Source organism: Streptomyces sp. NBC_00210, assembly GCF_045160975.1.
Taxonomy (GTDB): Bacteria; Actinomycetota; Actinomycetes; order Streptomycetales; family Streptomycetaceae; genus Streptomyces.
Window position 1 is genome coordinate 7958729 of record NZ_CP108120.1, and the last position, 23297, is coordinate 7982025.

At 69.9% G+C, this 23297-nt stretch carries 6 protein-coding genes and 1 pseudogene; 3 read left to right on the forward strand and 4 right to left on the reverse strand.

Features of this window, described 5'->3' with window-relative positions; genetic code table 11:
- Positions 1–56: 56 nt before the first annotated feature.
- From OG729_RS35895 to OG729_RS35905, 3 genes and pseudogenes are all read left to right on the forward strand, one after another.
- Positions 57–10622 (forward strand): annotated as a pseudogene (locus OG729_RS35895) (SDR family NAD(P)-dependent oxidoreductase); the annotation flags it as partial.
- The gene (locus tag OG729_RS35900; protein ID WP_405810159.1) at positions 10540–17247 is read left to right on the forward strand and encodes a type I polyketide synthase; all 6708 of its coding nucleotides are present in this window, start codon (positions 10540–10542) and stop codon (positions 17245–17247) included. The pseudogene OG729_RS35895 and the gene OG729_RS35900, both read left to right, overlap by 83 nt.
- 364 nt (positions 17248–17611) lie before the next feature.
- Positions 17612–17992 (forward strand): VOC family protein, encoded by a 381-nt coding sequence (locus OG729_RS35905; RefSeq protein WP_360868261.1) that lies wholly within the window; start codon positions 17612–17614, stop codon positions 17990–17992.
- Between the two features lie 33 nt (positions 17993–18025).
- On the opposite strand, the gene OG729_RS35910 is transcribed toward OG729_RS35905, so the two are convergent.
- The 4 genes from OG729_RS35910 to OG729_RS35925 form a co-directional block, all read right to left on the reverse strand.
- Positions 18026–19345, reverse strand: coding sequence for an LCP family protein (locus tag OG729_RS35910; protein ID WP_405810161.1), 1320 nt, complete (start codon positions 19343–19345; stop codon positions 18026–18028).
- Positions 19346–19537: 192 nt separating this feature from the next.
- A complete protein-coding gene (locus OG729_RS35915) occupies positions 19538–21595 on the reverse strand; it encodes a phosphocholine-specific phospholipase C (protein ID WP_360868266.1) in 2058 nt (685 codons plus the stop codon).
- 301 nt (positions 21596–21896) lie between these two features.
- Positions 21897–22925, reverse strand: coding sequence for a PHP domain-containing protein (locus OG729_RS35920; RefSeq protein ID WP_405810163.1), 1029 nt, complete (start codon positions 22923–22925; stop codon positions 21897–21899).
- Positions 22926–22955: 30 nt separating this feature from the next.
- Positions 22956–23180 (reverse strand): hypothetical protein, encoded by a 225-nt coding sequence (locus OG729_RS35925; protein ID WP_405810164.1) that lies wholly within the window; start codon positions 23178–23180, stop codon positions 22956–22958.
- Between the last annotated feature and the right edge of the window lie 117 nt (positions 23181–23297).

Genomic DNA, 23297 nt, shown 5'->3' on the forward strand with positions numbered 1-23297 from the left:
GGGAAAGCTGAGAGCACGTGGCTGACGAGGAAAAGCTCCGCGAATATCTCAAGCGGGCCATCGCCGATGCGCGCGACGCACGCAAGCGCCTGCGCGAAGTCGAGGACAAGCAGCATGAGCCGATCGCGATTGTGGGCATGGCGTGCCGCTACCCGGGTGGTGTGAACTCTCCGGAGGGGTTGTGGCGGCTGGTGGCCGACGGGGTGGATGCGGTCGGTGAGTTCCCGCTCAATCGTGGCTGGGATCTGGATGGGCTGTATGACCCGGATCCGGCGAAGGCCGGGGCGTCCTACACGCGGCACGGTGGTTTTCTTTATGACGCCGATCTGTTCGATCCGGAGTTCTTCGGGATGTCGCCGCGCGAGGCGGTGGCGACCGATCCGCAGCAGCGACTGTTGCTGCAGACCGCGTGGGAGACCTTCGAGAACGCCGGTGTCGATCCGGAGACGCTGCGCGGCAGCCGTACGGGCGTCTTCACTGGCGTCATGTACAGCGACTACGGCTCACGTCCCCACCTGCCGCCCGAGGACTTCGAGGGCTATCTCTTCAGCGGCAGCGCGGGCAGCATCGCCTCCGGGCGGCTGGCCTATACGTACGGTCTGGAGGGTCCGGCGGTCACGGTGGACACCGCCTGCTCGTCGTCGCTGGTCGCCCTGCATCTCGCGGCGAACGCGCTGCGCCGGGGCGAGTGCGACTTCGCCTTGGCCGGCGGCGCGACGGTGATGTCGACTCCGGTCGCGTTCGTCGAATTCTCCCGGCTCCGCGGGCTGTCTGCCGATGGTCGGTGCAAGTCGTTCTCGGCGGCGGCGGATGGTACGGGCTGGTCGGAGGGTGTGGGGCTGCTGCTGGTGGAGCGGTTGTCGGATGCGCGGCGGCAGGGTCATCGGGTGCTGGCGGTGCTGCGGGGGAGTGCGGTCAACCAGGATGGTGCGTCGAATGGTTTGACGGCGCCGAATGGTCCCTCGCAGGAGCGGGTGATCCGTCAGGCTCTGGCGAATGCGGGGTTGTCGGCTGCGGATGTGGATGCGGTCGAGGCGCATGGGACGGGTACGACGCTGGGTGATCCGATCGAGGCGCAGGCTCTGCTGGCGACGTATGGGCGGGAGCGTGCGGGGGATCGGCCGTTGTGGCTGGGTTCGCTGAAGTCGAATATTGGTCATGCGCAGGCGGCGGCCGGTGTCGGTGGTGTGATCAAGATGATTCAGGCGATGCGGCACGGGGTGCTTCCGAGGACCTTGCATGTGGGAGAGCCGTCACCGCATGTGGACTGGGAAGCCGGTGCCGTACGTCTGCTGAGCGAGGAGCAGGACTGGCCGCAGACAGACGCTCCCCGCCGCGCGGGCATCTCGTCCTTCGGATTCGGTGGCACCAACGCGCACATCATCATCGAGCAGGCCGCGGAGGCTGCGGTTGAGGAGGCCGAGGAGGAGACTCCCTCCGGCACGCCCCTGACCGCCGTCCCCTGGCTGTTGTCCGGTCGTGATGCCGCGGGTCTGCGTGCCCAGGCCGAGCGGCTGCACGCGTATCTCACCGAGTATCCGGAACTACCGCTGGTGGATGTCGGCTTGTCGCTGGCGACAACCCGGGCGGCCTTGGAACGGCGTGCCGCGGTCGTCGGTGAGGACCGTGCCGAGCTGCTGCGCGGCCTGGAGGCCGTGGTCCGTGGTGAGAACGCTCCTGCCGAGGTGCGTAGCGAAAAGACTGCGTTCTTGTTCACGGGGCAGGGGAGTCAGCGGCTGGGGATGGGGCGTGAACTGTACGAGAGGGTGTCGGAGTTCGCCCGTGCCTTCGACGAGGTGTGTGCGCATCTGGACGGTGAACTGACGCGGCCGTTGAAGGATGTGTTGTTCGCCGATGAGTCGGGGCTGCTGGATCAGACGGCGTTCACCCAGCCGGCGTTGTTCGCCGTTGAGGTCGCGCTGTTCCGGCTGGTGGAGTCCTGGGGGGTACGTCCGGACTTCGTGGCGGGGCATTCGGTTGGTGAGCTTGTGGCGGCTCATGTGGCCGGGGTGTTGTCGCTTGCGGACGCGGCGGTGCTGGTGGCGGCGCGGGCGCGGTTGATGCAGGCGTTGCCGGCCGGTGGGGCGATGGTGGCGGTGCAGGCCACCGAGGACGAGGTCCTGCCGCTGTTGGAGGACTTCTCGGGCCGGGCGGCGATCGCGGCGGTGAACGGGCCGCGGGCGACGGTGGTGTCCGGTGATGAGGACGCGGTGCTGGCGGTGGCGGCACGACTCGAGGCGCTGGGGCGCAAGACCCGACGCCTGACGGTTTCGCACGCGTTTCATTCGCCGCGTATGGACGGGATGCTGGACGGATTCCGTGAGATCGCGGCGGGACTGACGTACAACGCACCCCACATCCCCCTCGTCTCCACGGTGACGGGACGAGTGGCCGAGGGCGAGGATCTGCGCTCCCCGGACTACTGGGCCGCTCAGGTCCGCCAGGCTGTACGCTTCGCCGACGCGGCCCGCGCCCTCCAGGCCGAGGGCGTCGCCACCCTGCTGGAGCTGGGCCCCGACGGTGTGCTCTCGGCCATGGTCGACGCGACCGTGGAAGACGCTGGGGTCGACACCGACGCCGTGGTGTCCGTACCCGCGCTGCGCAGCGGACGCCCCGAGCTCTCCACCTTCCTCACTGCCCTCGGCCGACTCCACGCCAGGGGCGTCCCGGTGGACTGGAATGCCTTCTTCGCGGGCAGCGGAGCCCGCCGCGTCGACCTGCCCACCTACGCCTTCCAGACTTCACGCCACTGGCTGACCGCGACCGGTCCGGCTGCGGACACGGGTGGACTGGGGCTGACGCCGACCGGTCACCCGCTGATCGGCGCGATGGTGCGCCCGGCGGACGGTAGTGATGTGCTCTTCACCGGCCATCTGTCGACCGCCACTCATCCCTGGCTGGCCGACCACACTGTGCATGGCGCGACGCTGTTCCCGGGCACCGGGCTGCTGGACCTGGCGCTGCGAGCGGGCGAAGAGGTCGGCCTCCACTGTGTCGAGGAACTGACGTTGACCGCGCCGTTGGTGCTTCCCGAGCGCGGCGGTGTGCAGCTGCAGGTGGTCCTGGCGGAGCCCGATGACTCCGGCGCCCGGCGGATTGAGGTGTATGCGCGTCCCGATGGCGAGGAGGGTCCGTGGGTGCTGCATGCCGGTGGGCGGTTGGCTGGCGGTTCTGAGCGGGGCGGAGGGCTTGGGGTGTGGCCGCCGGTGGGTGCTGTTGAGGTTGATCTCGATGGTGTGTATGGCCGGTTGGCCGATGGGGGGTTTGGGTACGGTCCGGCGTTTGCGGGGCTTCGCCGGGTGTGGCGCGCTGAGGGTGAGGTCTTTGCCGAGGTGGCGCTGGGTGAGGAGCTGCGAGGGGATGCGGAGCGGTTCGTCCTGCATCCGGCGTTGTTGGACGCGGCGTTGCATCCGTTGCTGCCGGGTGTGGTGGATGGAGATGTGCCGAAGCGGCTTCCGTTCTCGTGGAGCGGTGTGCAGGTGCATGCCGTGGGTGCGTCGAGCCTGCGTGTACGCCTGAGGAGCACGGGCCCGGAGACCGTGTCGCTGACGGTGGCGGATACGGCGGGTGCGCCGGTTGTGTCTGTCGACGAGTTGGTTCTACGGCCGCCGGCTGTGCAGGCGGCGGTACGGGGCGATGGCCTGTTCAAAGTCGAATGGCAGCCGATCGCCCTCCCGGAGACCGGTGCGGTGCGTTGGATCGAGGTGAGCGGGGACGAGCTGCCGGATGTGGGCGGCGACGATGTCGTCGTACGGACGGCGGGGGCGAGTCGTGCGCTGCGGCTGATCCAGCGGTTCCTGGGCGATGAGCGGTACGACGGGTCGCGGTTGATCTTTGTCACGTCGCGTGCGGTCGCCGCTGGTGAGGGCGAGGACGTGACCGATCTGGCGGCTGCGCCCGTCTGGGGTCTGGTGCGGTCCGCGCAGACGGAGAACCCCGGTCGGTTCGTACTGGTCGATGTCGATGCCCATGCCCATGCCGATGCAGCGGAGGGACGGCTGGCGGAGGCTATTGCCTCCGGGGAGCCGCAGGTGGCGGTGCGGGACGGTCAGTTGCGCGTGCCCCGTCTTTCCCGGGCGACTCAGGCCGAGGACAAGGCAGTTGCGGGACCGGACTGGAGCCGGGGGACGGTGCTGATCACGGGTGCGACCGGTGCGCTCGGTGGCGTACTCGTCAGGCATCTGGTGGCCGAGCATGGTGCGCGCCGTCTTCTGCTGCTGAGCCGGCGTGGGGAGCAGGCTGAGGGTGCTGTTGAACTGCGGCAAGAACTTGCCGGGTTGGGAGTCGAGGTCACGTTCTCGGCGTGTGACGCGGCGGACCGTGATGCGCTGGCGGCGGTCCTTGCGGGAGTGCCTGCCGACCATCCGCTGACGGCTGTCATTCACACGGCAGGCGTTCTTGACGACGGCGTTGTCGCGGCGATGAGTGAGGAGCAGCTGTCGCGGGTTCTGCGGCCGAAGGTGGATGCGGGGTGGAATCTGCATGAGTTGACGGCTGATCTGGGGCTGTCGGCGTTTGTGCTGTATTCGTCGCTGGCGGGTCTGCTGGGCACGGCGGGTCAGGCCAACTATGCGGCGGGCAACGCGTTCCTGGACGCTCTGGCGGCGCATCGCCGGGCGAACGGTCTGCCCGCGGTCTCCCTGGCGTGGGGTCTGTGGGAGGAGTCCAGCTCGCTGACCGGGCATTTGGCGGAGGTGGATCTGCAGCGGATGGCCCGCATGGGCCTTGCGCCGATCTCCTCCGCCGATGCGATGGCCTGGTTCGATGCGGCGTCCGCCACCGGTGAAGCCGTACTCGCTGTCACCAAGCTCAACACAGCCGCGCTGCGCGCACGGAACACCGAACCAGCACCCCTCCTGCTGCGCGGGCTCGTACCGGCTGCTCCCCGGCGGCGTTCGGCCGCCGCGAGTACTCGCTCCGAGGAGGAGTCGCTGACCCACCGCCTGGCCGGCCTCTCCCGGGCCGACCAGCAGCGCGCGCTCAGCGATCTCGTAGGCACGCATGTCGCCGGCGTGCTCGGCCATGCCGACACGGCCGGGATCGCGGGCGACCGGGCGTTCCAGGAAATGGGCTTCGACTCGCTCACCTCGGTCGAACTCCGTAACCGGCTGGGCGCAGCGACCGGGCTGCGCCTGCCGACCACCCTCGTCTTCGACCATCCGTCCCCGGACGCCCTCGCGGCCTATCTGACTCAGCAGATCTCGGGCAGCCCGGCCGCGCCCGTTGCCGACGCGTATTCGTCGGTGGTGGCCGATGAGCCGATTGCAATCGTCGGTATGGCCTGCCGCTTCCCTGGTGGTGTGCGTTCTCCCGAGGAGTTGTGGCGGCTGGTGGCCGACGGGGTGGATGCGGTCGGTGAGTTCCCGGTCAATCGTGGCTGGAATCTGAACGGGCTGTACGACCCCGACCCGATGAAGACGGGAACCTCCTACACGCGGCACGGCGGATTCCTCTACGACGCCGACGAGTTCGACCCGGAGTTCTTCGGCATGTCCCCGCGCGAGGCACTCGCCACAGACCCTCAGCAGCGACTGTTGCTGCAGACCGCGTGGGAGACCTTCGAGAACGCCGGTGTCGATCCGGAGACGCTGCGCGGCAGCCGTACCGGCGTATTCGCCGGCGTGATGTACCACGACTACGGCTCGCGCATACGGAACGTGCCCAAGGATCTTGAGGGCTACCTCGCGAGCGGCAACGCGGGCAGCGTCGCCTCGGGGCGCCTCGCCTACACCTACGGTCTGGAGGGTCCGGCGGTCACGGTGGACACCGCCTGCTCGTCGTCGCTGGTCGCCCTGCATCTCGCGGCGAACGCCCTGCGCCAGGGTGAGTGCGACATGGCACTGGCCGGTGGCGTCACCGTCATGTCCACTCCGCAGGCGTTCGTAGAGTTCTCACGCCAGCGGGGACTGTCTGCCGACGGTCGCTGCAAGCCGTTCTCGGCGGCGGCGGATGGTACGGGCTGGTCGGAGGGTGTGGGGCTGCTGCTGGTCGAGCGGCTGTCCGACGCGCGGCGCAACGGTCATCGGGTGCTCGCCGTGGTCCGGGGGAGTGCGGTCAACCAGGATGGTGCGTCGAATGGTTTGACGGCGCCGAACGGTCCCTCGCAGGAGCGGGTGATCCGCCAGGCCCTGGCCAACGCCAAGCTGACGCCGGCGGATGTGGACGCGGTCGAGGCCCATGGGACCGGCACCACGCTCGGCGACCCCATCGAGGCACAGGCGCTGCTGGCGACCTACGGTCAGGAGCGAGTGGGGGAGCGGCCGTTGTGGCTGGGCTCGCTGAAGTCCAACATCGGGCACAGCCAGGCGGCGGCCGGTGTCGGTGGTGTGATCAAGATGATCCAGGCCATGCGGCACGGAGTACTGCCGAAGAGCCTGCACATCGACGACCCGACACCGCATGTGGACTGGGACTCCGGTGCCGTACGCCTGCTGAGCGAGGAGCAGCCGTGGCAGCAGGGTGACGGTCGGCCGCGCCGAGCAGGTGTCTCGTCCTTCGGGATCAGCGGCACCAATGCCCACGTCATCATCGAGCAGCCGGCCGAGCCCGAGACTCATGCTCCGGTGAGCGGCGGAGTCGGACTTCCCGTGCTGCCCTGGGCGGTATCGGGCAATTCCGCCGAGGCTCTGACGGTCCAGGCACAGCGTCTGCTCGCATCCGTCTCGGGTGCGAGTGGTCCGGATGAGCTGGACGTGGCGTACACACTGACCACCGGCCGCGCGGCGCTGGAACAGCGAGCCGTCGTCGTCGGTACCGACCGGGCTGAGCTGCTGGCCGGCCTCGGAGCGCTGGCAACCGGGGTCTTTGCACCCGGTGTGGTTCGTGGCACGCGCGATCAGGGCCGAACCGCGTTCTTGTTCACGGGGCAGGGGAGTCAGCGGCTGGGGATGGGGCGTGAACTGTACGAGAGGGTGTCGGAGTTCGCCCGTGCCTTCGACGAGGTGTGTGCGCATCTGGACGGTGAACTGACGCGGCCGTTGAAGGATGTGTTGTTCGCCGATGAGTCGGGGCTGCTGGATCAGACGGCGTTCACCCAGCCGGCGTTGTTCGCCGTTGAGGTCGCGCTGTTCCGGCTGGTGGAGTCCTGGGGGGTACGTCCGGACTTCGTGGCGGGGCATTCGGTTGGTGAGCTTGTGGCGGCTCATGTGGCCGGGGTGTTGTCGCTTGCGGACGCGGCGGTGCTGGTGGCGGCGCGGGCGCGGTTGATGCAGGCGTTGCCGGCCGGTGGGGCGATGGTGGCGGTGCAGGCCACCGAGGACGAGGTCCTGCCGCTGTTGGAGGACTTCTCGGGCCGGGCGGCGATCGCGGCGGTGAACGGGCCGCGGGCGACGGTGCTGTCCGGTGATGAGGACGCGGTGCTGGCGGTGGCGGCACGACTCGAGGCGCTGGGGCGCAAGACCCGACGCCTGACGGTTTCGCACGCGTTTCATTCGCCGCGTATGGACGGGATGCTGGACGAATTCCGTGAGATCGCGGCGGGACTGACGTACAACGCACCCCACATCCCCCTCGTCTCCAACGTCACCGGTGAACTCGCCAACGCGGCTCAGCTCGGCTCCGCGGAGTACTGGGCACGGCACGTGCGCGAGGCCGTCCGCTTCGCCGACGGCGTGCGCACCCTTGCCCGCGAAGGGGTGACGAGGTTTGTCGAGATCGGCCCCGGCGGCGTACTGACCGCCCTCGTCGAGGACACGCTCGACGAGCAACAGGGGGAGCAGGGCGAGCAGGGCGAACACCTGGCGCTGCCGCTGCTGCGACGCGACCGGTCCGAGACCGGCACGCTCGTCGCCGGGCTGGGGCAGCTGTACGCAAGCGGCCTGCCGGTCGACTGGCATGCCTTCTTCGCGGGCAGCGGAGCCCGCCGCGTGGATCTGCCCACTTACGCCTTCCAGCAGGAGCGTTACTGGCTGGACGCCGACATGGCGGGCGACGAGGCCGGGGGACCGGGTATGAGCGCGACCGGGCACCCGCTGCTCGGTGCCGCGCTCGACCTTGCCGGCGCTGACGAGATGCTGTTCACCAGCGGGATCTCGACGCGGACCCGGCCGTGGCTGGCGGAGCACACCGTCTTCGGCAGTGTTGTCCTGTCGGCCGGTACGTTCGTGGAGCTGGCGGCGCGCGCGGGCGACGAGGTCGGGGCGACCGCCGTTGAGGAGCTGGTGCTCCGGACGCCGCTCGTGCTGCCGGCGTCCCAGGCGGCGGTGCAGATCCAGGTCAGGGTGGGCGCCCCGGGTACGGCGAGTGCGGAGCGGCGTTCGCTCGCTGTGTACGCCCGTCCCGAAAGGGCCGACGCGCCCTGGACCCTGCATGCCGACGGCATCCTAGGAGCCGGAGCCGGAGCCGGAGGCGATCACAGCCTGCGAGCCGCAACCACCGAAGCCACCTTCGATGTCCGGCTGCCGGACCACCTGGTGGAGGACGGCTATGGGCTGCACCCGGCCCTGCTGGATGCCGCCCTCCTCAACCACCCGTTCACGGCGGGTGAAGGCACCGTGCTCGTACCCGTCGAGTGGCACGGGATACGTACGTACGCACTTGGTGCCTCGTCCGTACGGGCCCGGCTGACGGAGACCGCCGAGAACACTGTCTCAATCCAACTCACCGATGATCAAGGTGAGGTGATTGCCACCGTGGACTCGGTCGGTTACCGGGAAATCGCCGAGGAGGAGTTCACCGCCGCCTCCGGTGCGTACGCCGACGCACTCTTCCGCGTCGAGTGGACCCCGGTCGCCGTGCCGCAGTCCCACGGACCGCTCCAGTGGGCGGCCCTCGGCTCCGGCACCGGCGATCACGGCGTCGAGTGCCATGAGGACGTGGCGGCCGTCGGCAAGGCCGTCGAGTCCGGCACACCGCTCGACGCCGTACTGATCAGCTGGCCTTCCGGCACGGCTGACGGTGGCACCGCCGTCCGAGCGGCAGCCCACCGCGCGCTGACCCTCGTACAGGACTGGCTCGCCGACGAACGGCTTGCCGGAACACGGCTCGTCGTGGTCACCAGTGGTGGCGCGGCGGTCGGCGTGGCGGACTCCGTCGATCTGGAGGCGGCGACGGTCCGCGGCCTGCTGCGCTCCGCCCAGGCCGAGCACCCGGACCGGATTGTGCTCGTCGACATGGACAGCGGAACCGCAGCCGCAGAGATCCCGCTCGCCACCTTCACCGCGGCCCTCGCATCGGGCGAGCCCGAGACCGCCGTACGGGACGGACGACTGCTGGCGCCACGCCTCGGCCGGCCGACGTTGGAGGGCGCGCGCGCCCGGACCTTCGACCCGGAAGGCACCGTGCTGATCACCGGCGGCACCGGCGCCCTGGGCGGCCTGTTCGCCCGGCACCTGGCGGCCCGGTACGGCGTACGACAGCTACTGCTCGTCGGCCGTCGAGGCCAGGAGGCGGACGGCGCCCGGGAGTTGGCGATCGAACTGGCCGAGCTCGGCGCACAGGCCGCCTTCGCCGCCTGCGACGTCGCCGACCGCGAAGCGCTCGCCCGGGTGCTGGCCGCGATACCGGCCGAGCACCCGCTGACCGCTGTCGTCCACACGGCGGGCACCCTGGACAACGGCGTGGTCGGCACGCTCGACTCCGTCCGTCTCGATGCCGTACTGGGTCCGAAGGCCGACGGCGCATGGCATCTGCACGAGCTCACCCGTGACATGGACCTTGCCGCCTTCGTGATGTTCTCTGACGCGGCGGGAGCACTGGGCGGACCGGGCCGGGCGAACTACGCGGCGGCGAACGCCTACCTCGACGCGCTGGCCGCCCACCGGGCGGCGCACGGGCTGCCCGCGACGGCGCTCGCCTGGGGGCTGTGGGACCTTCCGGAGGGGGCGGGCGGCATCAACTCGGGCCTGGACGAAGCCAGTAGGGCCCGACAGGTCCGGGAGGGCTTCCGGCCGATCACGCCGCCCATGGGCACGGCGCTCTTCGACGCCGCGCTCTCGGCTCCGGCCGGTGCGGGCGGGGCCACGGGTAGCGCGGTCCTGGTCGCCACGCCCGTGAACCTGTCCGCGATGCGCGCGCACGGCAGCGTACCGGCGCTGTTCCGGGCCCTGGCCAGGGTTCCGGCACGAGGCACCGCCCACACCGGCGCGACGGCCGAGCCACTGGTGGGACGGCTGGCCGGACTGGACGACGACGAGCGGCACAGGATCGTTCTCGACCTGGTGCGGACGCAGGTTGCGGACGTACTCGGCCGCACCGAGGCGTCCTCGATCGGGACCGAACGGCCGTTCCAGGAAATGGGCTTCGACTCGCTCACGGCCGTCGACCTGCGCAACCGGCTCAAGGCGGAGACCGGGCTGCCGCTGGCCGCGACCCTGATCTTCGACCACCCATCGCCGGCCGTACTCACTCAGTACGTCCTCGCACAGGTGGCAGCCGAGGAGGAGCCCGGCGCGACGTTCGTCCTGGCCGAGCTCGACGGTCTGGAAGCCGCGATCTCGGCGGCCGACCCCGTCGGCCCGGACCGGACCGTGATCACCGAACGGCTGCGGGTTCTGCTGGCGAAGCTCGGCCCGGCCCCGGCGGAGGAAGGCCAGGGTCCCGATGCGGCGAGCAGGCTCGCCGAGGCCTCGGCCGACGAGATCTTCGACTTCATCGACAGCGAGCTGGGCCGCGGCGCCAACTGAACATCCCTCTCAGGCACCTCTCAGCAATCCAAGGAGAAGCGGGTTCCACATGCCGAATGAAGAGAAGCTGGTCGAATACCTCAAATGGGTGACCGCGGATCTCCAGAAGACGCGCCAGCGGGTGGCCGAACTGGAGGCGGACCAGGACGAGCCCGTCGCGATCGTCGGCATGGCCTGCCGATTCCCGAGTGTCGAATCGCCGGACCAGCTGTGGCAGCTTGTCATCGACGAGGGCGATGCGATCTCGGACTTCCCCACCGACCGGGGCTGGGATCTCGACAGCCTCTACGACCCCGATCCGTCCAAACCCGGCAAGATCTACATTCGGCAGGGCGGTTTCCTCGACGGCGCAACGCGGTTCGACGCGGCCTTCTTCGGGATCTCGCCGCGTGAGGCACTGGCGATGGACCCGCAGCAGCGAGTCCTGCTGGAGACCGCGTGGGAGGCCCTGGAGCAGGCGGGCATCGACCCTACGTCGCTCAAGGGGAGCAGGACCGGTGTCTTCGCGGGCCTGGTGGAGCAGAGCTATCTGGATCTGGACAGCCCCGAGGAGTTCGAGGGCTACCAGATGACCAGCAAGCTCAGTTCGATGGCCTCGGGCCGTATCTCGTACACCCTCGGGCTCGAAGGCCCCTCGGTTTCGGTCGACACCGCCTGCTCGTCGTCGCTGGTCGCCCTGCATCTGGCGGCGCAGTCGCTCCGTTCGGGCGAGTCGACGCTGGCGCTCGCCGGCGCGTCGTACATTTCCGCGCATCCCGGCGGATACATCGACGGCTCACGGCAGCGCGGGCTAGCCGAGGACGGCCGCTGCAAGCCCTTCTCCGCCGCCGCCGACGGCATCGGCTGGTCCGAAGGCGTCGGACTGCTGGTCCTTGAGAAGCTCTCGGACGCGCGGCGCAATGGTCACCAGGTGCTCGCCGTGGTCCGGGGGAGCGCGGTCAACCAGGACGGTGCGTCGAATGGTTTGACGGCTCCCAACGGTCCCTCGCAGGAGCGGGTGATCCGCCAGGCCCTGGCCAACGCCAGGCTGACGGCGGCCGATGTGGACGCCGTGGAGGCTCATGGCACCGGCACTCGGCTCGGCGACCCCATCGAGGCGCAGGCGCTGCTCGCCACCTACGGCCGTTCCAGGCCCGAGGGGCGACCGCTGCTCGTCGGCTCCTTCAAGTCCAACATCGGTCATGCGCAGGCCGCTTCGGGCGTCGGCGGTCTGATCAAGATGATCCAGTCGATGCGGCACGGCGTGCTGCCCAAGATGCTGCATCTGGACGAGCCCACGCCGTTCGTGGACTGGTCGGCGGGCGATCTCGAGCTCCTCGGCGAGACCCGGCCGTGGCCCGAGACAGGCGCGCCCCGCCGGGGTGCGGTGTCCGCGTTCGGCGCGAGCGGCACCAACGCCCACGTCATCCTGGAACAGGCACCGCCGGAGAAGGAACCGGTGGAGGAGGCCGACAGGATCGATGCCGACGGGATCCAGGCCGACGAAATCCTGACTGACGGAATCCCGGCCGACGGAATCCCGGCCGAGAAAATTCCGGCCGCTGGGGTGCCGGCCGTGCCGTGGGTGCTGTCCGCCAAGACCCCCGAGGCGCTGCGCGCACAGGCCCGTCGGCTGCGGTCCTTCGCCGACCGTGACTCCGCCCCCGGCACCCTGGATGTGGCACTGTCCCTCGCCACCACCCGTACGGCGATGGAGCACCGGGCCCTGGTCGTCGGCCAGCGGCGCGTGGAGCTGCTGAGCGGTCTGGACGCGCTGGCGAACGGCGTCGCGTCCGACGCCGTCATCGAGGGGACCGCCGGCAGTCCCGGTGAGAACGGCAAGACGGTGTTCGTCTTCCCCGGCCAGGGCAGCCAGTGGCCCGCGATGGCCCAGGAGTTGCTGGACGCCTCGGAGGTGTTCGCCGCGCGGATCGCGGAGTGCGCCAAAGCTCTGGAGCCGTACATCGACTGGTCGTTGGAGGACGTGCTGCGCGGCGCGGAGGGAGCGGCCTCGCTGGAGCGGCTCGATGTGGTTCAGCCCGCGCTGTTCGCGGTCATGGTCTCCCTCGCGGAGCTGTGGCGTTCGTACGGCGTGGAACCCGCGGCCGTCGTCGGGCACTCCCAGGGCGAGGTCGCCGCCGCGTATGTGGCGGGCGCCCTGTCGCTGGACGACGCGGCCCGGGTGGTCGCCCTGCGCAGCATCATCGCCCTCAAGCTCCAGGGCACCGGCGGCATGGGCGCGGTCGGGCTGCCGCGCGAGGAGGTCGCCGCACGCCTGGAGCCGTGGGAAGGGCGGCTGTCGATCGCGGTGGAGAACGGCCCCAGCTCGGTGCTGGTCGCCGGAGACCCCGACGCCCTCGGCGAGTTCATCGCGCAGTGCAAGGCGGACGGTGCACGGACCAAGCGGTTCCCGACGGACTTCGCCTCACACTCCGCGCAGGTGGAGCGGGTCAAGCAGGAGCTGCTGGCGGCGCTGGCGCCCGTACGGCCGCAGCAGGGGACCGTTCCGTTCTTCTCGACGGTGACGTGCGACTGGGTGGAGACCACCCGTCTTGACGCCGAGTACTGGTACACGAATCTGCGCGGGACCGTCGAGTTCGCGCGCTCCGCCCAAGCCCTGGCCGAGCAGGGGCACGGCATCTTCGTCGAGATCAGCCCGCACCCGGTGCTGATCTCGCATCTTCAGGAGAACCTCGGCGACGACACCGTCCTCACCGGCACCCTCAGGCGCGACGAGGGCGGCATCGGGCGTTTTCTCACCTCGCTGGGCACGTACCACGCGCGCGGCGGCGGGGTCGACTGGCCACGGCTGTTCGCGGGCACCGGCGCACGCCGCGTCGTGCTGCCGACGTACGCCTTCCAGCATGAGCGGTACTGGTACGAGTCCGGCTCCGAGTCGCTCGACGCCGCCGGTCTGGGCATGAGCGCGACCGGGCATCCGCTGCTCGGCGCGGCGGTCGCGGTCGCCGGAGCCGAACTAACGCTGTTCACCAGCAGGCTGTCGCTGCACACGCACCCCTGGCTGGCCGACCACGCCGTCGCGGGCGCGGCCGTGCTGCCGTCGTCCGCCCTGGTGGAACTGGCACTCCGGGCCGGTGACGAGCTCGGCTGCACGGCCGTGGACGAACTCTCGATCAGCGCGCCGCTCGTGCTGCCCGAGCGCGGCGGTGTGCAGCTCCAGGTCGCGGTGGGAGCACCGGACGAGGAGGGCGGGCGGGCCCTCACCGTGCACGCCCGCCCGGAGGGCGGCGATGTCGCCTGGACCGAGACGGCCCGGGCGCGGCTGAGCGTACGGGGGCGGGGCGCGCCGTTCACCCTGGGCCAGTGGCCGCCCGCGGGGGCCGAGGCGATCGACATCGACGGGGCGTACGGGCGGCTCGCCGCGGCGGGCCTGGCGTACGGCCCGAGGTTCCAGGGGCTCACGGCCCTCTGGCGCACGGACACCTCAGTCGCGGACACCTCCGTCGTCTACGCCGAGCTGTCCCTGCCCGAGCAGGTACGTGGCGAGGCTGCCCGGTTCGGGCTGCACCCGGCGCTGCTGGACGCGGTGACCCACGCGGCCCTGCTCGCCGACGGCGACGCCGAAGCCCACACCGACCTCGGCGCCCCGCCCGGGCCGGTCGCACGTACCGCCGTCACCTGGGACGACATCCAGCTCTACGCCACCGGCGCCACGGCGCTGCGCGCCAAGCTGACCCGGTCGGCCGACGGCCAACTGTCCGCATTGCTCACGGACTTGAGCGGTCAGCCGGTCGCTGCCATCGGTTCACTCACCCTGGCGCCCCCAGCCACCGGTCAGCTCGAACGCGCCGGGACCCGCGACGGTGACGCGCTCTTCCACACCGACTGGACCCCGATCGCGCTCGCCCGGCCCGCTGAGCCGCTTCGCTTCGGCGAGTTGAGCGCCGACGAAGTCTCCCCGGCGGGCCTTGGGGATGTCGACGCCGTTCTCGTACGCATGACGTCGCAGCAGACGAAGGATCCTGTGGCAGCTGCGTACGACGCAACCCACCGCGTACTGGCCCTGGTCCGTGCGTGGTTGGCCGACGACCGGCTCGCCGACACACCGCTGCTGGTTCTGACCCGGGGAGCGGTCGCCGCCGGTCCCGGCGAGACGGTACGGGATCTGGGTGCGGCGGCCGTATGGGGCCAGATCCGCTCGGCCCAGTCCGAGAACCCGGGACGGTTCGTGCTCGTGGACACAGCCCCGGACACGGGCGACGAGGAACCGTCGCCCGCGACCCTGTCCGCGGCCGTAGCGTCCGGCGAGTCCCAACTGGCCCTGCGGGCAGGCAAGGTGCTGCTGCCTCGACTGCGCCGGGTGCCGGTTGCCGCCGACGGCTCGCCCTCCGGTTCGTGGAGTCCCAGGGGCACCGTGCTCATCACCGGCGGTACCGGCACGCTGGGCGGTCTCTTCGCCCGGCACCTGGTCGTCGAGCACGGCGTGACCCACCTGCTGCTCACCAGCCGCCGAGGCCCCGATGCGCCGGGCGCCGCCGAGCTGACGGCAGAGCTCGTGGAGCTGGGCGCCCAGGTCACCGTCGCCGCCTGCGACGCCGGGGATCGCGACGCGCTCGCCGGCGTTCTGGCCGCCGTGCCGGACGACCATCCTCTGACCGCCGTTGTGCACGCGGCGGGCACCCTGGACGACGGCCTGATCACGGCCATGACCCCGGAGCGTCTTGACGGCGTGCTGCGGCCGAAGGTCGACGCGGCGTGGCATCTGCACGAACTCACCCGGGATCTCGACCTGTCGGCGTTCGTCCTGTTCTCCTCGCTCGCGGGTGTCATCGGCGGTGCCGGACAGTCCAGTTACGCCGCCGCGAACACCTTCCTCGACGGCCTCGCCGAGTACCGGGCGGGCCTCGGCCTACCCGCCACCTCCGTCGCCTGGGGACTGTGGGAGCAGACGGGTACGACGGGCGATCTGACGGCGGCGGACCTGGAGCGCATCGCCCGCGCCGGCTATCCGCCGATCGCCTCCGAGCGGGGCCCGGCGATGCTGGATCTCGCGCTGAGCCTCGAGTGGCCCACCGCCGTGGCCACGCCGCTCAACATCGAGGCGCTGCGCGACCAGCCGCGGCAGCTGCCCGCGGTGCTCGGTGCACTCGTGCGCGTACCGACCCGCCCGGCCGCACGGAACAGCGATGTCGCTGTCGGCTCCCTGGCCCGCGACCTCGCCGGCCTGCCGGAGGACGAGCAGCGCCACCGCGTGCAGGAACTGATCCGGGCGGAAGCGGGCGCCGTCCTGGGCCATCCGGCTCCCGACACCATCGACGAGCGGCAGCCCTTCACCGACCTGGGCTTCGACTCGCTGACGGCCGTCGAACTCCGCAACAGGCTCGGCTCGCTGACTGGACTGCGGCTGCCCACCACGCTCGTCTTCGACCACCCCACCCTGGCCGGTCTCACCGAGTATCTGTGGGCCGAGCTGGTGGGGGAGAGGGGTGCGGCCGATGGCCTCGCTCCCCAGCCCGCGGTCGACTTCGCGGCGGAGATACGCCTTGCCGACGACATCCGCCCGGCCGCGGAGCTGCACCGCGTCGTCGAGCACCCCAAGGAAGTCTTCCTGACCGGTGCCACCGGATTCCTCGGCGCATATCTTCTGCGCGACGTGATGCGTACGACGGAGGCGACCGTGCACTGCCTGGTGCGCGGCGCCGACGAGACGGCCGCGCTGGACCGGCTCCGGGCGAACCTGGAGTGGTACGGAATCTGGGACCAGGTGGACCGCACCCGGCTGTCGGTCGTGGTCGGCGATCTCGCCGAGCCCGGCCTCGGTCTCGCCCCGGAGCGCTTCGACGAGCTGGCCCGTACGGTCGACGCCGTCTACCACCCGGGGGCGATGGTCAACTGGGTCCAGCCCTATGCGACGGTCAAGGCGGCCAATGTGTCGGGCACCGAGGAGCTCCTCCGGCTGGCCGCCCGCCACCGCACCGTTCCCGTGCACTATGTGTCGACTCTCGGTGTCTACGTCGGCCGGGACACCGGCGGCGCGGGGATCAAGGTCGCCGACCCGAGCGGCCCCGGCGAGACCCTGCCGACCGGCTACACCCAGAGCAAGTGGGTGGCCGAGCAGATCATCGAGCTGGCCCGGGACCGGGGCCTGCCGGTCTCCGTCTACCGGGTCGACCTGATCGCCGGAGACCATGAAACCGGCGCCTGCCAGACCCGCGACTTCGTCTGGCTGACTCTGAAGGGTCTCCTCCAGGCCGGCGCGGTGCCTGGCGAGATCCCGGTGCAGTTCCGCCTGATGCCGGTGGACTACGCGAGCGCCGCGATCCTGCACATCTCGCGCCGGGCGGGGACGGACTCCCAGACCTTCCATGTCTGCAGCCACTCCGGCCTGACGCTGTCCACGATGGTCGAGGAACTGCGTGCGCACGGGTACCCGCTGGACGAGTTGGACTGGAACACCTGGCGCGATCTGGTGATCGCGGACCCGGAGAACGCGATGGTTCCGCTCTTCGACGCGTTCGAGGTGATGGCCGCCGCGCCGGACGCCTTCTATCCGCCGATCGACGACAGCGAGACGGTGGCGGCGCTGGAAGGCAGCGGCATCCACTGCGCGGAGGCGACCCGCGAACTGTTCGGCAGGCATGTCGAGTTCTTCGCCGAGAAGGGGTACTTCCCGGCGAAGAAGTAGCGGGCCGAGGCCCGCGTATTCGTGAGGCGGGCGGGGTGTCGCCCCCGCCCGCCTCACTGCGTTCTCAGAGACGCGCCACCAGTGCCTTGATGCCAGCCCGTACCCGGGCCTCGCCCGGTTCCGGGACGGTCGCGTCGTCGCAGGTCGTCGCCGATGCGGAGGGACCGCATTCCCACTGCCGCTCTGCGCGGGTTCGTCATCCATCTCAGCGCGATTCGGCCACCTCATGGGCGGGCGGCCTCGGCCATCGGGGGGAATCGCCCCGGCCATCCCACGCCGCCCTGCCGATTCGCCGCGCTCGGCCGCCGGTCCCGTGTGAATACTCGTACCGCTCGTCCGCACGGCAGACGGAAGGAAGGCGATCATGCTCACCAGCAGCAAGGCATTCAGCAGCTTCGCGGTCAACGATCTCCAGCAGGCGAAGGAGTTCTACGGCCAGACGCTCGGCCTGCGGGTCACGGAGGAGACCGGCATGGGCGGGATGCTGACCCTCCACCTCGGGGGCGGTGCCGAGATCCTCGTCTACCCCAAGCCCAACCATGTCGCCGCGAACTTCACCCTGCTGAACTTTCCGGTCCCCGACATCGATCAGGCCGTAGACGAGCTCACCGAGCGCGGTGTGACCTTCGAGCGGTACGCCGGGTTCGACCAGGACGAGAAGGGCGTCATGCGTGCTGAGGGCCCGCCCATCGCCTGGTTCACCGACCCGTCCGGCAACACACTCGCCGTTCTCCAGCTGGACTGAGGCCCGTTGGGCGGCGGGCTCCCGCCGCCCGGCTCATTCCTGGGGCGCGTTCGCAGGGGGCAGGCACCGCAGCCGGTCTCCCTGGACGGGCGCCCCCTCCACGCTGCTCCGGTCGTGGACGACCTTGACGACCGTGTTGGCCCTGGACCCGACCTGCACGTCGAAGATGTCGCCGTGGCCGTCGACGGGGCGCAGTTCGGAACCAGGGATCGCGGCTTGGAGCGTGGCCGCATACCGGTCCCAGAACGGGTCGTACGTGATGACGGTCGGACCCTCGGGACGCGGCTCGTCGATCTGCGCCCCAGTGTCCTCGACCACGAAGCCATTGGCTCGCAGCGCGGCAGCGACGGCCGCGTCCGTGGCCCGTAGGCGGATCGAGGACGGTGGGAACTCGACCGGTACGTCATTGCTCGGCCGGATCCGGGAGTCGCCGACGATCGTACGGTCCTCGCGCAGGGCGGCCCACAGTGCGGCGGAGCGCTCCTCGTCCCACAGCAGGGAAGAGCCCCACTCCGGCACGCGGTAGTCGAAGTTCGAGATGGGCACGGTCGCGAACTCCGTCTGATCCGCCTTCAGCCCACGCAGCAGGGCGCCCAGATGCACCAGGTCCGTGAGGCTGGTGTTGGCGTCGGCGCGTACGGACTTGCGCAGCTTCGTGGCCGTTTCCATCGCCGCGACGGGGTTGGCGAAGGCCCCTTCGGCCCGCAGCCGGGAGAGCATCTCGACGAGGAGGCGCTGCTGACGGCGGACGCGTCCCAGATCCCCGGGCGGTGAGACATGCCGCGTCCGGACGTAACGCAGGGCGCGCCGCCCGTCGAGTGTGTGCGTTCCGGGCTGCAGCGCCAGCCCCGAATTGATGTCCTGCATGGGTTTGTCCGTGCACACCTTCGCCCCGCCGAAGCTGTCCACGGTGTTGACGAAGCCGGTGAAGTCCGCCTCCAGATAGTGATCGATTTTCAGGCCGGTCGCCTGCTGAACGGTCCGTACGGCGAGATCTGAGCCACCGTGCGCAAAGGCGGCATTGATTTTCCCGGAGTGCTGTGGATGAGCGTGATCGGCGAACTCCACATAGGAGTCGCGTGGAATGGAGACCACGCTCATCCGCTCACCGTTCCCGGCGAAATGCACGACCATCATCACGTCCGTGCAGTCGCAGCCCTTGCCGCCGACGTGCAGGCGCTTGATCTCCTCGGCGGACATACCGGCGCGGCGGTCGATTCCCACCACGAGGACATTCGTGCCCTTGTCCTTTTCCGTGTCAAAGAGGCGGGGGGAGGGCAGGTCACCTGCCCAGACGGCACCGCTCGTGGCGACCGCGGCGACCAGAACAGCCGTGAGGGTGAAGCTGCGCACAGAGGACTCCTGCCACATCGGATATCGGCCAGTAATCCGACAGAAGCATGGAATTCCTGCTGGAGCGGGTATTGAGTGGCGAATTGATCGAGAGGTGTCCGGCGATTGGCGGACTCGCGGGCCATTCGAGGGAAGGCGCCGCCCGCGGTCGAGCGGGCGGCGCCTCCACAGTGTGGCCCGATTGTGGCCCGGTCAGACGGTGATGATCGCCGGGTCGCTCACGCCCGGCAGGCCGTTCTCGACATGCCCGGCAAAGCGGCGCAGGAACGTCGCGTTGGAGTCGGACACCACGGTCAGGTCGTACCAGCGCTTGCCGGCACGCAGATCCACCGTGTACACGACGCGCCCGCCCGGGCGCACCGTGAACGTCTCCTTCAGCCCGCAGTACGCATTCGTGAGGGTGAGGTGGCAGGTCGTGCTGCCTGCGTTCGTCATGGTCAGCTCGACGCCGCCGGTGGCGGCGACATGGCGGGCCGTCACCTCCGGGCCCGCGGTGGTACCGGGCCCCTTGAAGGTGCGCAGGAAGCCGTTCGGGCCGTGCACCGACAGGTCGTACACGCCCTGCGAATAGGCCGTGTTCCAGGTGTCGGAGAGCTGCTTGCCGGCTTCGGCGGTGTACGTCCACGGTCCGTCCGCACGATTCGCGGACGTGACCAGGAAGTGCGCACCTGCCGCCGCACCCCCGCTGAAGGTCAGCTTGAAGCGCCCGGTCGACGGCGTCGCTGCCCCGTCCACCAGCGGTGCGTACCGCAGCGGGCGGGCCGGCCTGGAGCCGCGCTCCTGCTTGGGCAGCACGGGTTTGGCGGGCGGCTTCGGCACATAGTCGGGGTGCCGCTTGTTGTCCGTCGGCTCATACGCGTCGGTGTCCGGCAGCTGGGCGGGCTCGGTGTTCTTGAGCCCGAAGTCGAAGGCCGAAGTCAGATCGCCGCAGATGGCGCGCCGCCACGGCGAGATGTTCGGCTCGCTCACGCCGAAGCGGCTCTCCATGAACCGGACGACCGAGGTGTGGTCGAAGACCTCGGAGCAGACGAATCCGCCGGTGCTCCAGGGGGAGACGACGAGCATGGGCACGCGCTGGCCGAGCCCGTACGGACCGGCGGCGTAGTTGGCGTTGCCCTTGAAGCTGTCCAGCGCGGTGTCCACGGTCGACAGGCCCTGTGCGGCGGAGGCCGGCGGATAGGGCGGCGGCACGTGGTCGAAGTACCCGTCGTTCTCGTCGTACGTGATGAACAGGGCGGTCTTGCTCCACACCTCGGGGTTGGAGGTGAGCGCGTCCAGCACCTGCGCGACGTACCAGGCGCCGAAGTTCGCGGGCCAGTTGGGGTGCTCGGAGAACGCCTCGGGGGCGGCGATCCAGGAGATCTGAGGGAGCTTGCCGGCCTTCACATCCGCCTTGAGGATGTCGAAGTATCCATCGCCTGCCTTGGCGTTCGTACCGGTGCGAGCCTTGTCGTAGAGCGGGTCGCCGGGCTTGGCACCCCGGTACTTGTTGAAGTACAGCAGGGAGTTGTCGCCGTAGTTGCCGCGGTAGGCGTCCTCGATCCAGCCCCAGGAGCCGGCCGCGTCCAGGCCGTCGCCGATGTCCTGGTAGATCTTCCAGGAGATTCCGGCCTGCTGCAGCCGCTCGGGGTACGTCGTCCAGTCGTATCCGGCCTCGTCGTTGCCGAGGACGGGCCCGCCGCCCTTGCCGTCGTTGCCGGTGTGGCCCGTCCACATGTAGTAGCGGTTGGGGTCGGTGGCCCCGATGAAGGAGCAGTGATACGCGTCGCACACGGTGAACGCGTCCGCGAGGGCGTAGTGGAACGGGATGTCCTCGCGCGTCAGATACGCCATCGTGCCCGGGGACTTGGCCGGTATCCACTGGTCGTACTTGCCGTTGTTCCAGGCCTTGTGGCCGCCCTGCCAGTCGTGGTTGAGCCCCGCGATGAACTGCATCCCGAGGTCCTTGGCGTCCGGGTGGTACGGCAGCACGTCCTTGGAGCCGTCCGACTGGTACCAGACGGACTTGCCGGGTCCGGTCGACACCGGGCGCGGGTCGCCGAAGCCGCGTACGCCCTTGAGGGCGCCGAAGTAGTGGTCGAAGGAACGGTTCTCCTGCATCAGCACGACGATGTGCTCGACGTCCTTGATGGTGCCGGAGCGGCGACTGGCGGGGATGGCTGCGGCCCGGTCGATGCTGCTCGACAGGGCCGAGAAGCCGGCGGTCGCGCCGGCGATCTGGAGGAAGCGGCGCCGATTGAGTTCAGGCATGTGTGTGGGCACCTCTTGGAGTGAGGAAACAGGAGTGAGCGGAGTGTCCAAGAGGAACGAGAGGAAGGGAAGGGGTGATGTCGCCAGTGTGAAGGGGCGACGTACTCACCGAGAACAACATCTCGGGGTCTGGGGGCGGGCTCAGACTTCGGCAAGCTGCTGTGTGGCTCGCGCGGACCGCCGTTGTCCTTCCCGTCATACAGTGCGCCTACCCTGGCACTTGACGCGCCGGGCTCCATACAGGCAGTCGAAACGGCGAGCCGAAACCAGGAGTTGAAGCAAGTCGTCGAACGGCTTCCGGTCAGGAGACCGCCGGGCGCACGCGGGATTCCGTCCAGTCGAGCAGGTCCTCCGCCCTCCAGGTGTTGATCACTCGTTCCGCGGGCACCTCGCACTCCTCGGCCCGGGCGCAGCCGATGATCTGCCAGTCGAGCTGGCCCGGGGCGTGGGCGTCCGTGTCGATGGCGAAGCTGGTTCCGGCGGCCACCGCTTGGCGTAGCAGGCGCTTGGGGGGATCCCGTCGCTCGGGTCTGCTGTTGATCTCCACGGCAGTGCCGTGGGCGGCGCACGCCCCGAAGACCTCCTCCGCGTCGAACTGCGACTCGGGCCGTTTCTTGTCCAGGATCAGCCGGCCTGTGCAGTGGCCCAGCACATCGGCCAAGGGGTTCTGAACCGCCTTGACCATGCGACGTGTCATCGCCGCCGACGCCATGCGCAGCTCAGAGTGGACGGAGACGACCACGAGATCCAGCTGGTCCAGCAGCTCCGGCTGCTGGTCGAGCGAGCCGTCCGACAGGATGTCGCACTCGATGCCGGTCAGCAGTCTGAAGGGCGCCCACTGCTTGTTCAGCTCGGCCACCACCTCCAGCTGCTCGCGCAGCCGCTCCGCGGACAGCCCGCTCGCGACCGTCAGCCGGGGGGAGTGATCGGTGAGCACGGCCCACTCGTGGCCCAGGGCGATCGCCGTCCGGCCCATCGCCTCAATGGGGCTGCCGCCGTCCGACCAGTCCGAATGCAGATGGCAGTCGCCGCGCAGCAGGGAACGCAGCCGTGCCCCGCCCTCGGCAAGCGGCTCGGACGCCTCCTCCTCCAGTCGCTGAAGGTAGCGCGGTACGCCTCCGGCCAGCGTCTCCCGTACGACAGCCGCGGTCTTCGGGCCGATGCCCTTGACCGCCTGCAGTGTCCCTTCCTCCGTGCGCCGGCGGATCTCGTCGTCGGACATCTGCGCAAGGACGGCGGAGGCGGTGCGAAAGGCCTTGACCCGGTAGGTCTCCGCGAGGGAGCGCTCCAGCAGAAACGCGACCCTGTCGAGCGCCTCCACCGGGTGCATCTCGTCTCCTTCGCACGATGACGGTGACGGCTACCGCGGAATCGGGGGTGATGCGCTACACGCGTCCGGGGCGATGGCCGCTTCCTCCACTGTGACCCCCGCCGGGAGCGACGGCATGCCGAACGGTTGCCTGAGGCGATCGGTTGCGTTGTCGACGCTCGTCTCCTTCTGCGGGAGGAGCAGCTCTTCGTAGCGGCCGAGCGCGAGGACGATGCCCAGCATCGCGATCGGAATGAGCACGGCGATGACAGCCATGGCCCTGTCCTTTCCTGGGAACTCTTCCCGGGTCCCCCCTCACGCCTCGGTAAACCTCCGGACATGTCCACAGCGGCAAGGCGTGGGCAATCCGGCAGATGGACGTTTCAGGTGGCC